At 64.4% G+C, this 12,409-nt stretch carries 9 protein-coding genes; 2 read left to right on the top strand and 7 right to left on the bottom strand.

Annotated elements, in window-relative coordinates; translation table 11 throughout:
* Positions 1-96: 96 nt before the first annotated feature.
* Complete coding sequence (locus tag AB3X89_RS32530) at positions 97-939, bottom strand: EamA family transporter (protein ID WP_368586923.1); 843 nt, start codon at positions 937-939, stop codon at positions 97-99.
* Between the two features lie 121 nt (positions 940-1,060).
* On the opposite strand from AB3X89_RS32530, the gene gcvA reads away from it, so the two are divergent.
* Positions 1,061-1,951, top strand: coding sequence for a transcriptional regulator GcvA (gcvA, locus tag AB3X89_RS32525; RefSeq protein ID WP_368586922.1), 891 nt, complete (start codon positions 1,061-1,063; stop codon positions 1,949-1,951).
* Positions 1,952-2,031: 80 nt separating this feature from the next.
* Here gcvA and AB3X89_RS32520 read toward each other — a convergent pair whose 3' ends face one another.
* The 6 genes from AB3X89_RS32520 to argG all read right to left on the bottom strand — a co-directional run bounded on the left by AB3X89_RS32520 (position 2,032) and on the right by argG (position 11,044).
* A complete protein-coding gene (locus tag AB3X89_RS32520; RefSeq protein WP_368586956.1) occupies positions 2,032-4,131 on the bottom strand; it encodes a D-(-)-3-hydroxybutyrate oligomer hydrolase in 2,100 nt (699 codons plus the stop codon).
* A 231-nt stretch (positions 4,132-4,362) separates the two neighbouring features.
* A complete protein-coding gene (locus AB3X89_RS32515) occupies positions 4,363-6,186 on the bottom strand; it encodes an FAD-dependent oxidoreductase (protein WP_368586921.1) in 1,824 nt (607 codons plus the stop codon).
* Between the two features lie 37 nt (positions 6,187-6,223).
* Entirely contained in the window at positions 6,224-6,718 is a 495-nt protein-coding gene (locus tag AB3X89_RS32510; protein WP_368586920.1) for a RidA family protein, read from the bottom strand.
* A gap of 104 nt (positions 6,719-6,822) precedes the next feature.
* The gene (locus AB3X89_RS32505; RefSeq protein WP_368586919.1) at positions 6,823-8,364 is read right to left on the bottom strand and encodes a transporter substrate-binding domain-containing protein; all 1,542 of its coding nucleotides are present in this window, start codon (positions 8,362-8,364) and stop codon (positions 6,823-6,825) included.
* Positions 8,365-8,498: 134 nt separating this feature from the next.
* A complete protein-coding gene (locus tag AB3X89_RS32500) occupies positions 8,499-9,530 on the bottom strand; it encodes a diguanylate cyclase (protein WP_368586918.1) in 1,032 nt (343 codons plus the stop codon).
* 179 nt (positions 9,531-9,709) lie between these two features.
* Positions 9,710-11,044 carry an argininosuccinate synthase gene (gene argG, locus AB3X89_RS32495; RefSeq protein WP_368586917.1) on the bottom strand — a complete coding sequence of 445 codons (1,335 nt, stop codon included), beginning with the start codon at positions 11,042-11,044 and terminating at the stop codon, positions 9,710-9,712.
* Between the two features lie 309 nt (positions 11,045-11,353).
* On the opposite strand from argG, the gene AB3X89_RS32490 reads away from it, so the two are divergent.
* On the top strand, positions 11,354-12,409 hold a 1,056-nt coding region (locus AB3X89_RS32490), incomplete at its 3' end, for an amidohydrolase family protein (protein WP_368586916.1).

Here is a 12,409-nt window from a genome sequence, read left to right as displayed (position 1 = left end):
TTAAGGAAATCTTACGGACGAATGGCGCATGGCTTACTTGCCACCCGTCACATCGAGCCAGGTGCCGGTGATGAACGACCCGCATCCTCTGTCCGGTCAAAGCCCCAGACATGCCGCTCCAGCCGCAACGACGAGGCACGCGAGCCAGCGCCCGCCATTGACCGCTTCTCCAAGAAACACCCGCCCGATCAGCACCGCGAACACCACGCTGGTCTCGCGCAACGCCGACACCGCACCCATCGCGCCCGACTGCAGCGCCCAGATCACGATGCCATACGCCGCGATCGACACCAGGCCGCCGACGAGCGACGAGCCCACCGACAGCGGCTCGGCTCGTACCGGTGTCCATAGCGGCGTGAGGCCGCGCATCGCGACGAACAGCAACGGCATCAGCCAATAGAACATGAACATCCACGCGGTGTAGATCAGCGGCTGACCGTCGGACATTCTGACGCCGATGCCGTCGATCACGGTATAGAGCGCAATCGTCGCACCGGTCGTCAGCGCGCTCAGCACACCCGCGCGCGACACGTGCCGCCCCTGCAACGCGATCGCGATGATGCCGCCCGAGATCATCGCGATCCCGAGCGCGTGCAACGGGCCGATCGCTTCACGCGCGAACAGCGCCGCGCCGAGCGTGACGAGCAGCGGCGACGAGCCACGCGCGATCGGATACGCGAGCGCCAGGTCGTTGCGTCGATACGACCGCACGAGGCTCACGTTGTAGAAGATATGCACGAGCCCCGACGCGACGAGGTAGGGCCAGCAGGCGCTGGCTGGCAATGGGTTGACCAGCACGACGAGCGTGGAGACCGCCGCGATGGCGATGCTCATCCACGTCATGGACAGGAACCGGTCGCGGTTGCCGTGCAGCATCGCGTTCCAGCTCGCGTGAAGCATCGCGGCAAAAAGCACGATGCCACCGGTGTAACTAAGCATGGGGTTTTGGGGCCGAGAGTGAGCGGGAATGGCATTAGCGGTACAACAGGAAGGATATCTATCTTGTCGTGGCCCCTCAAACCAGATAAATTGGCCGCCTGCGTTAGAAAAACTCTTGCAAATGAAACGGGTATTGCCTCCGCTCAATGCGTTACGGGCCTTCGAGGCTGCGGGCCGGCTCGGCAGCTTCAAGGAAGCCGCCGCGGAGCTGCACGTGACTCACGGCGCGGTGAGCCAGCAGGTGCGTCTGCTCGAGGAATGGCTCGGCGCCTCGTTGTTCAAACGGCATCATCGGCGGGTGACGCTGACGGCGGCGGCGAAAGCCTATCTGGAGGAAATCGGCCCGCTGTTCGAACAGCTGTCGCAGGCAACCGCGCGATACGGTGTGCCCGAAACGCTGTCGCGGACGCTGTCCGTCAACGCGCCCGCCACATTCACGTTGCGCTGGCTGGTGCCGAGACTGGCGACATTCCGCGCCGGGCATCCCGACGTCGAAGTGAAGGTGGAAACGTCGAACGGACCGCTGGAGAGTCTGAAAGAGAGTTACGACATCGTCATCCGGGGCGGCCCGGACACGTTCTATGGCTATTCGATGCGGCCATTCCTGTCGGAGGAGAGGCTGCCAGTCTGCAGTCCGGCGCTGTTGCAGCGAGTGCCGCTTCGATCGCCGGGCGACTTGCGGCAACACACGTTGCTGCACACCTCGAGTCTTCCGCGGCTTTGGCCCGACTGGCTGGCGAGCACGCAGCTTGCCGCGCTGAGGCCGGCCGCCACGTTGACCTTCGATCACTTCTATCTGACCTTGCAGGCCGCCATCGACGGCATCGGCGTCGCGATGGGACCGACCGCGCTGGTCTCCGACGATCTCGCCGCTGGCCGGCTCGTCGCACCGTTCGACGGTCCGCGTCTGCGGTCGCGCAGCTACTGCACTTACATTGCGGATGAGAAATCTGGCGATGAACTGGTCGTGCAGTTCCGTTCGTGGCTCGAGCGCGAGGGGATGAGTTCTTGAGCGTAGACGCAGGTCGTCTCACGGCAATGCGTGCACACAGGCGCTCGCCTGTGTGCACGCATTGCTTCAGCACGCGCCGCTCAATCCGGCACGTTCACCGCACCGTTCGTTGCGGAAATCGCATTGGCGCCCGGGCTCGCCGCGATCGCCGGCAGGTTGGCCGTGGTCAGCGCCGGTGCGGCTCCCGGCGTACCGCCGCGCGGTATCGTGTGAATCACCTGCGACGGCGGCAGCGGCGTGCCGCTCTTCAGATGAGCCCACATCAGGTTGAGCGCCTGAAGATTGTAGTAGTGCAACGGCACGAAACGCGTGTCGAAACCGGCGACGCCGAGGAACGCGTCAAAGTGCTGACCGTTCGTGACTTCGTAAAGCGCCAGCTTGCTCGCGCCGCCCTCGGCCACCTGGTTCAAGCCCAGATACGGCCGCGACGCGTGGTTGATCGGCACCAGCGCATCCGCGCGTCCTTGCACGATGATGGTCGGCTTGCCATGCAGGTTCGCATTTACGCGGATCGCATCGACGCTGGCATTCAGGAAACCATCGATCCACCGCGCGCGCAGGCATGCGGCGCCCGCGTAGCTCGCATCGGCGGTCGCAAGCCGATGATCGGCCGCGCCCGAGGTGCCCGCGTTGTAGACGAGGTTGATGCCGTTGGTCGGCGGCACGCCATTGCCGTTGCCGAACACCGTCAGCATCGGCGAGACCGCCGGCGTCACGCCGGCTGCGCCCGTCGGGCTGGTGGTGCCGAAGCTGAAGTCGCACAGGTTGTCGGACACACTGGCGCGGCCATACGCATTCACATAGGTCACCGCGACGGCCGGCACTGCCTGCGAGTCCCACATCGGCGCTTGCAGCAGGTCCGAGTCGGTCTGATAGCCGTGCTGATGCAGCAGCGCGAGCGCATTGGTGGCCTGCGTCACCGTATCCGCTCCCGCGATCACGCCAGCTGCCGCGAGCGACGCGCAACGCGCGGTGCGCAGCGCGGTAGTGGTTGCGGTCGGCAGCGCGGTCAGATACGGCGCGCCGGCCGCGGCCGGCGCGAGCGCGGCGCACGGCTGCAGCAGGTTCGCGAGCGTCATGTAATCGGCGAGCGGTTCGCCGAACGCGCCGACCGGCACGCCGCCCTGCGCGACCGACACCTGCGGCGTAAGCCGCATGTTGATCTGCGGCTCGCCGACCACCACTGCCGTGATCAGCCCCGACGTGTCCTGCTCGGCTGCCGCGAGCGACGCGCCGCCGCCGTTGCTGACCGACGCGGCGATCGTCGTGATGCTGCCGCTCGCATAGCGCACCGTGCGCGTCGTGCCATTCAACGCGCCGAACGAATCGTTGAGCGCCCAATATGCGAACTGGATCGCCTGCAACGTGTTCTTGCCCCAGTCCTGCTCAGGGTTCTGTTGCGAGTGCGCATGCTTGAACGCATAGCGGTTCGGGAACTGCCCGTTGAACGTTGCCAGCGTGGTGCCGCCGAATTTCGCGGTGAAGAGGCTCGCCTTGCCCGCTGAGCTCGCATCCTGCAACGTGCCGTCGATCAGCGTCACGCGATTCGTCGACAGTTCATGCGCGCCGTTGCCGCTGCCCTTGTCGGTGTAGGCCACGGCGCAGCCGCGCTTCAAGCCCCACTCGCCGGCCGCCGAAATCGCGCCGTACACGCCGCGCGAACCGGACGACGTCGCGGTGACGATGCACGGCTGGTCCGGATTGAAGCTGGTGGGAATCTGCACGAGCAGGCTCACGTTCTGCGCACCGCTGCCGTCATCGGCATAGGCGAGGTATTCCTTGCCCGCGATCTTGCCTTCGCCCAACGTGTCGTTGCCGTTCAGGTCGACGTTGGGACCCCAGAAGCGTCCATAGCCGCCGTTCGCCGTCATGTCGACGAGCGCCCGGTAGTTCGACCAGATCGCGAGACGCCGCAATTCGGCGGCCGTAGGTTGTGCGGCATTCGCGATGGCCGGCGCGCTCGCCGACGCGAGGCCGGTCTTGCCGAGGCCCGCGGTCAGCAGATCGTCGCTGTTGCCGTCATAAGATTTCGTCGTTACCGCGCTTTTGATGAAGCCTGGCAGAACGTTGCTCGGCGGCGGTGGTTGCAGCCCGTCGTCGTTGCTGCTGCCGCAGCCGGCCAGTACGATCGCGGAGGCCATCAGGGTCGCCGCGGTAGTGAGCCTCCAAGGGTTGTGCATGGCCGCCGGGATCTTTTTCGGTGTTGTCATCTTTTCTGTCTCCGTCATTTATACGACGTTGTATTGGCAACGGCACCGAACTTATTACCGACCCCGCTTCATCAGGTTCGCTAGAAAGAGATGCTTCGGATGCCGATGCATCGCTAGCGTGCATTGAGCTTTCGCCGGAGTCAATACACGCTCCTACCGACACATAACGAGCATCAGGATTCGCGCGAAACAGCCGGCCGGCTAGTCGGAATCGGCCATGCGGGTGAACCCGTCGTCGCTCCAGTCTTCGGAGCCCACACCGTGACGAACGAAGAAAACTCCGTGCGGATCGTAACGTTTCTTGATCGAAAGCAGACGCGCATAGTTGGCCCCCCAATACGCGGCTTGCCAGTTTTGCTGAAAATAGCTGCTCTCAGCGACATATGCGCCGTCTGCAGGTGCAAGCTTCCTGAGTTCGTCGATGGCCAGAGCGATCAGCTTCGTATCTCGCTGTGCCTTCGCAACGTCGGGCTCGTGACCGGTCAGTCCGTCGAATGCCGGTGGCCCCTCGCTCGCGAGGATGGCCAAGGCGAACGATTCCGCCACGACTGGATTGACGGGCGTTTGCAGGCCGGCGGCAATCACGTCGACAGGCGCGCCGGCGAGCCCTTTCTGAAAATGAAGTTCGACAGGCCAATGGCGCGTAGCGCCCATCAGCGCATCGACGAGTTCGGGTTGGCGCTCGCGCGTCAGCATTGCGGCGGGCAACCACAGCGAGTCGAAGCCGTGGATCACATGACCGGCCTCGGCGAGATTCTGGGTCCAGAAGAAATTGGCGTCTGGCGCGCCGGGCCGGTCATCGAAGCGGACCAGGCCGGGCACGTACCGCGCGAGCGCCTTGCCGTCCCAGCGTATCCTCCCCGGACCGGCGACGATCGATGGCGCCGCCGTCATGGTCAGGTCGTCCTGCAATGCAATCCAGTCCCAGAACGGCTGCCACAGCGCGGCGACCTCTTCTTTGCCGAGTCCCTGAAAGCTCATGGCGATGCGCAGACGCTTGCCCGGCAGCAGCGTGACGAGTTCACCCCAGTGGCGATTGCATAGGCGATCGGCGTAAAGCGCGACGAAGCGGCCTAGCAAGCGTTGGTACGCGATATCGGAGCGGGCCACGACTGCGCACGATACGAGGCCGAACACCTCCGGCAATTCGTGCGTGCGCAACGTCAAACGGCTGACCACGCCGAAGGTGCCGCCGCCCCCGCCTTTCAAGGCCCAGAAAAGATCCGGTTCTCTTCGCGCGTTGACGACCCTGACCACACCGTCCGCGGTGACGACCTCCGCTTCGAGCAGTGAAGACGATGCAATGCCGAATTGTTTGGAGTGCGTTCCAAAACCTCCGCCTTGAATCAGTCCTGCGACGCCCACTGTTCCACAACCGCCGCCCTGTACATATCGACCCACACCGCCGGTAACGGCTTCGTAGGTATGCATCCAGATCGCCCCTGCCCCGACGCTTACCGCGGGTCCGGGTGGAATGATCCCGTCACAACCGCTCGGAACGAAAGCATCGTGATTCCTGATCTCGTTCATCGCGCGTGTCCATATCATCAAGGAATCCGGTGCGTTCGAAGTGCCAAGATAGGAATGTCCTGCGCCGCGCACAACGACGCGAAGCTTGCGTTCACGCGCGAAGTTGACGGCCGCCGCCACATGTTCGACCTTTGTCGCCGCGACGACGTAGGCACTCGGTTCGGCTTTCCACGCGCCAACCCACTCGCAGGTCTGCGTCAAGACGGGACTGTCGCCGATGAAGTACGGATTCTTGAGTTCACGGAAGAGCGCAAGGCACTCGGCGTTGTCGGGCGATTCACGACAGGGCTCGAGTGGTGACTCCGGTCGGATCAGGTAGCCATCCACCTGCTGTTTCAGTCGCGCCCAGTCCGAAGGCGTGGGCCATCCCGGTTCACCCGGACGTACGCGTCGCGGGTTCTGCGCGGCGTGAGCGGCATCGAGCCGAAGCAACGGCCAGACAGAGGGAAACAGCGGGACAGCCGCAAGCCACCGGATCAGATCACGCCGCTTCACCGTGGCGCTCCTTCACCGCCTCGCTCGATGCAAGCGCTCAGGCGTCTCGTGGAAGCAGTTCGATTTCACCCTCGATCTCCACGGGAATGTTGAAGGGAAGCTCGGCCATCCCCACCGCGCTGCGAGCGTGAGCGCCGCGCTCCTCGCCAAAGACAGCCAGTATCAGTTCCGAGAAGCCGTTGATCACGGCAGGCTGCCGGTTGAACCCGGGTGCCGAATTGACCATCCCGAACACTCGCGTCCAACACGCGATGCGCTCCAGACTTCCGAGCTCGCGCTTCAGGCTGCCAAGAATAGCGAGCGCGCTGAGGCGAGCCGCCACGAACGCTTGCTCCTGCGAGACCTGACTACCCACCTTGCCAAGTGGCTCGGCCAGCGAGCCGTCCGCGTTGGTCGGTCCATGGCCCGAGATGCAAGCCCTGTTGCCGACTACCCGCACCCATGGAAAAGGAAGCGCCAATCCCGGAGGAAGCTGCAATGGCTCCGGTAGGACGTAGCCAAGCGCGTGCAAGCGATCTTCAATGGTCGACATGTTCAGACTCCGCGTGAATGCCCAACGGCCTTATTCGGGCGCGCGCCTCGATGATCACGCAGCAGCGTCGCTGCGGTGACAGCGCTTTCAGACGAGTACTTCCCTTACGTTCCGCCCTGCTTGCGCATCTGCCCGATAGCGCGAGCACGTGCCGCCTCGGCCTCCCGGACGAGCCGGTACGCAACGTAATATTTGAAGACATTGCGCACGTACGTGGTGGGCTCGATGCCGATTTTCTCGGCGACCACGATTTCGACATTGTTGAACCACTTGTTCGGATCGAGACCGCGCGCCGCCGCCTCCTTGCGCATTTTGGCGATGTTTGCGGGTCCTGCGTTGTAGCTCGCGAATGCGAACAGCGAGCGGTCTCTTTCCGAGAAGTGGGCATCGGGAAAGTAACGGGCCATCAGCACGTCGAGATATTTTGCTCCCGCATGGACGTTGGACTCCGCCACCCTGATGTCGCCAACCGCAAGTTCCTTCCCCGTGGCTGGCATCAGCTGCATGATGCCGATGGCTCCCACGTGACTGCGCGCACTCTGGTTCAACTGCGATTCCTGATAGCCCTGAGCCGCAAGCAAGAGCGGATCGAAGCCGTATTGCGCGCCGTATTTTTCGAAGAGGCCAACCGTCTGTTTGAATCGCTTCAGCTCCGCTGACTCCGTATTGTTGGAGATCTGCTTGATGCGCTTCATTTCCTGCTGCAGACGGACTTCCGCGACACTCTGCTTTTTCACGTAATTCAGGTAGAAGTCGTTGATCGCGTCCTGCAGTTTGGGGCTTTTGAAGCGGACCGCCCAGCCGATGTAGCCTGCGTCGCGCACCGCCATGTCGTTGTGCACGACGATTCCCGGCAGTATCGGCGCCCATACCTTCGCCTTCCAGTCGTCCACGACGAGGATCTGGACCAGCCGGGCATTGAGCATCTCCATCGCGTCCTCGTCTTCGAGCGCGTCGGGCAGCGGTACGAGCTTCACGGGGGCTTTGCGTTCCCTGGCGAACCGTGCGTTCAACGCGTTCAGGCTCTCGTAATAGCTGCTGCTCGGTCGCACGTGGACCGTCTTGCCGCTCAGGTCGTCGAGCTTCGCGAGGGCTGGCGACTTCGGCCCGGTCACGACCACTTCGCGTACTGCTGTCCGGTCACGCGGCGACACGAAGTCGACCTGCTTCAGGCGGGCCTCCGTGACCGTCAGATTGCCTGCGGCGATGTCGCCCCGGCCCGCTATCAGCCCTGGGAGCAACTGGTCACGCGTCGTCGGAATGATCACCAGCGTGAGTGGACGTTTGCCGAGCGTCGCCTGGTACTTCCTGTTCAGATAACGCTCGAAGTCCCGCATCAGGCCGGCGGTCAGCCCACGCTCGTGGCCTTGCTCATTCACATAGAGCGTTCGACTGTAGGGAACCAGTACGCGGATCAGACGCCGGTCGAGCATGGCGTCGAAATCGCCGGTGAACGGTTGATTGCCGAGATCGATACGACGCGCGGCGGGAGTCGAGGCCGGGGCAACCGGGGCTGCCGGAACGGGAACGGCCGACGAGGCGGCCGGCTGCGCGGCTGCAGTTTGGGCGGCGACGCACGTCGCAGCGCCGACGGTCATGCCTGAGCAGAACGCCGCGATGAACAGCAACGTTTGAATGATGCGCATCGTAAAAAGCCCTGCTGCCGCACCCGGCGACTGCGTCGACGTTCACTACGCGCTTCGATATTGCCACGATGGCAACGGTTGGAAATGGGACGTTGGTCCTATAAGCCGTGCCGCCGCCACGACTGAAGATAGAGCTACGCCATCGTCACACGATTTCGCCCATTATGCTTCGAGCGATACAACGCCCGGTCCGCGCTCGCGAAACCGTCCCGGTGCGCGGGCCGCGACAGCTCGCTGATGCGCGTAAGCGACGCGCCAATGCTGACCGTCACCACCCCGAGCGGCGACGCGCGATGTTCGATCGCGAGATCCGCCACGCCCTGGCGCAGCGTTTCGAGCGTGTCTTCGAGCTTCGAGCTCTGCGCTTCGAGCACCAGCAGTCCGAACTCCTCGCCGCCCATGCGCCCGACCACGAACTGCTCGCTGTCGGCGGCGGCCTGCATCACCGAGGCGACCAGCCGCAGACAATGATCGCCGGCCTGATGGCCGTAGGTGTCGTTGTACTGCTTGAACCAGTCGACGTCGACGACCACCGAGCCCATCACGTCGCCGTCGCGCGCCTCCTTCCAGCGTCGCGCGATGGTTTCGAGCAGAAAGCGCCGGTTGTACAACTGCGTGAGCGGATCGATCGCGGTGGCTGTGCGCATTTTCAGATCGTTTTCGATCATCGCGCGCAGGTGGTGGAACACGCCGCGCTGGCCCGCATCGAGCTGGCCCGGTGCCGGGTCCATCGCGCACAGCGCGCCGACGATCTCGCCGTTCGGCGCGCGTAGCGCGATCGCTGCGTAAAAGCGCACGAACGGATGACGCTTGACCAGCATGCATTCGCCAAAGCGGCTGTCGTTGTGCGCATCCTCGATCACGAACAGATCGGCGTCGCGCACCGCGTAGTCGGCGAGCGAACGCGCGCGCGTGACGAGCGGCATCGCCATGCCGACCTCGGCGCGATAGTGCTGATACTCCTCGTCGAGCAGCACGATCGCGGTAATCGCCGCGCCGGTCACGCTCTTCAGAATCTCCGCCGCGTGCGTGAAGCACTCGCGCATCACCTGGTCGTCGTGCAACAGCCACTCGATGACCGAAGACTCCACCTCGGGTTCGCCGCCGGCGGTCGAGTCGACTGGCATCCGGCTGGCGAGGCGGTCGATACTGTGAGCGAGTTGCACGGAAGGGTTCCAGAATGGGCTTAGCTTATGTCAACGGCATAGGCAGGCCAAACTTGAGCACAGAATGTGGGACCGCGCGCACGCGCCGGGGCGCATCCGGCGGCCCCAAAGAAAATGGGCCGGCTCTCGCGAGCCGGCCCATCGATCGATGCGACGTTCAGGTAGTCAGATGCGCCGCTTTATTCCTTGTCGCCCTTCACCTGCGGCAGCGCCGACGTCTCGCTCGACGACAGCAGACCCGCCTGCGAGTAAATGCGCAGCTTGTCGCGCGTGTCCTTGATGTCGAGGTTGCGCATCGTCAGCTGGCCGATGCGGTCGCGCGGCGAGAACGTCGAAGCGACCTTCTCCATCGACAGACGCTCGGGCTGATAAGTGAGGTTCGGCGACTTCGTGCTGAGGATCGAGTAGTCGTTGCCGCGGCGCAGCTCGACGGTCACTTCGCCGGTGATCGCGCGCGCGACCCAGCGCTGCGCGGTTTCACGCAGCATGATCGCCTGCGGATCGAACCAGCGGCCCTGGTACAGCAGACGGCCGAGGCGGCGGCCGTTCTCGCGGAATTGCTCGATCGTGTCTTCGTTGTGGATACCGGTGACGAGACGCTCGTAAGCGATATTGAGCAGCGCGAGGCCCGGAGCTTCGTAGATGCCGCGGCTCTTCGCCTCGATGATGCGGTTCTCGATCTGGTCGCTCATGCCGAGACCATGACGGCCGCCGATACGGTTCGCTTCGAGCAGCAGTTCGACTGCGTTCGGGAACGTCTGGCCGTTCAGCGCGACCGGCTGGCCTTCCTCGAAGCGGATCGTCACTTCTTCCCTGGCGATCTGCACGTCGTCGCGCCAGAACGCGACGCCCATGATCGGGTTGACGATCTTGATGCCGGACTCGAGGCTTTCGAGATCTTTTGCTTCGTGCGTCGCGCCGAGCAGGTTCGAGTCGGTCGAATAGGCCTTTTCAGCGGACATCTTGTAGTCGAAGCCCGACTGGCGCATGAACTCGGACATTTCCGCGCGGCCGCCGAGTTCGTCGATGAACAGCTGGTCGAGCCACGGCTTGTAGATCTGCAGGTTCGGATTGACGAGCAGACCGTAGCGGTAGAAACGCTCGATGTCGTTGCCCTTGTACGTGCTGCCGTCACCCCAGATGTTGACGCCGTCTTCCTTCATCGCGGCAACCAGCATAGTGCCGGTCACGGCGCGGCCGATCGGCGTGGTGTTGAAGTAGGTGACGCCCGCCGTCGAGATATGGAACGCGCCGCACTGCAGCGCCGCGATGCCTTCCGCGACCAGTTGCGCGCGGCAGTCGATCAGGCGCGCGCCTTCGGCGCCATATTGCGTGGCGCGACGCGGGATCGAATCGTAATCGTCTTCGTCGGGCTGACCGAGGTTGGCCGTGTAGGCATACGGCACCGCGCCCTTCTTGCGCATCCAGTGCAGCGCGGCGCTGGTGTCGAGGCCGCCGGAAAACGCGATACCGACCTTCTGGCCGATCGGAAGACTTTCAAGGATTGTACTCATAAGCAGTAGCGTTAAACTCGACGTACGGGGAGATTTGGGGGTAACAGCTAGGTATCGGGCAAGCCTGGCGATCAGGCAAGTTACGCGGGAGTATACCGCGAACCGCCGTCCGGCCTTGGATTTTGCCGGTCGGCGCGGCCCTCCGCCGCGATCTCGGCGCGTCGAATTCCCGGATCAATTCACGCGTTATCAGCCGTAACGGGGAGCGATTTATGATCGTCTCGGGGTAGCATCGCGGGTTGCGTCAACGCACCGGCCGCGTCTCCCTTGCACCCCGTGCACCCCGTTCACTCCCCTTGCCTACCGCTCATGACCACGACCACTCCACGCCCCACGACGAACGCCTCGCTGATCACCAACGTGCGTCTCGCCGACGGCAAGCGCGTCGAGGTGTCGATGGTCGATGGCCGGATCGCCGCGCTCGGCGCCGCTCTGCCGCGCGAGCCCGGTGTGCCCGTCGAGGACGGCGGCGACGCGCTGCTGCTGCCAGGTTTCGTCGAAGGGCATACGCATCTGGACAAGACCAACTGGGGCTTGCGCTGGTATCGCAACGAAGTCGGACCGAAGCTGACCGACCGGATCGAAAACGAGCGCCGCTGGCGCGCCGAAAGCGGCCACGACGCGGGCGCGCAATCGCTCGCGCTCGCTCGCGCGTTCCTGGCGGCCGGCACGACGCGGGTGCGCACGCACGTCGATATCGACACCGACGCGGGCCTGCGCCATCTCGACGGCGTGCTGGCCACGCGCGACACGCTGCGCGACGTGCTCGACCTGCAGATCGTCGCGTTTCCGCAATCGGGTCTGCTCGGCCGGCCCGGCACCGACGCGCTGCTCGATCGCGCGCTCGCCGCGGGCGCCGACGTGCTCGGCGCGCTCGATCCCGCGCTGATCGACGGCGATCCGGTGAAGTCGCTCGATCTGACGTTCGCGCTCGCCGAGCGTCACCGCAAGCCGATCGACATTCATCTGCACGAGCCCGGCGAAATCGGCGCGTTCACGTTCAGTTTGCTGCTCGATCGCGTCGCCGCGCACGGCATGCAGGGGCAAGTAGTGGTCAGTCACGCGTTCTGTCTCGGCGCGCTGCCCGAGCGCGAACGCGATGCGCTGCTCGCGCGTATCGCCGAGCTGCGCGTCGCGCTGTTGACCACCGCGCCGCCGTCGGTGCCGGTGCCGCCGCTCACCGCTTGCCGCGCGCACGGCGTCGCGCTGTTCGGCGGCAACGACGGGATTCGCGACACGTGGACGCCGTACGGCTCGCCCGACATGCTGGAACGGGCGATGCTGATCGCGATGCGCTACGGCCTGCGCCGCGACGTCGATCTCGCGCTCGCGTTCGATTGCGTCAGCGGCGTCGCCGCGCGCGCC

This window comes from Paraburkholderia sp. BR14320, from assembly GCF_040948665.1.
GTDB classification, from domain to species: domain Bacteria; phylum Pseudomonadota; class Gammaproteobacteria; order Burkholderiales; family Burkholderiaceae; genus Paraburkholderia; species Paraburkholderia youngii.
The sequence above is the reverse complement of the archived record's forward strand: the minus strand, read 5'-3'. Positions and strand labels throughout refer to the sequence as shown.

Bases quoted from the DNA above. Each gene is read 5' to 3' on its own strand.
- AB3X89_RS32505 (WP_368586919.1), bottom strand. From the start codon at position 8,364: ATGCGCATCATTCAAACGTTGCTGTTCATCGCGGCGTTCTGCTCAGGC.
- gcvA (WP_368586922.1), top strand. From the start codon at position 1,061: ATGAAACGGGTATTGCCTCCGCTCAATGCGTTACGGGCCTTCGAGGCT.
- AB3X89_RS32510 (WP_368586920.1), bottom strand. From the start codon at position 6,718: ATGTCGACCATTGAAGATCGCTTGCACGCGCTTGGCTACGTCCTACCG.
- AB3X89_RS32530 (WP_368586923.1), bottom strand. From the start codon at position 939: ATGCTTAGTTACACCGGTGGCATCGTGCTTTTTGCCGCGATGCTTCAC.
- AB3X89_RS32520 (WP_368586956.1), bottom strand. From the start codon at position 4,131: ATGCACAACCCTTGGAGGCTCACTACCGCGGCGACCCTGATGGCCTCC.
- argG (WP_368586917.1), bottom strand. From the start codon at position 11,044: ATGAGTACAATCCTTGAAAGTCTTCCGATCGGCCAGAAGGTCGGTATC.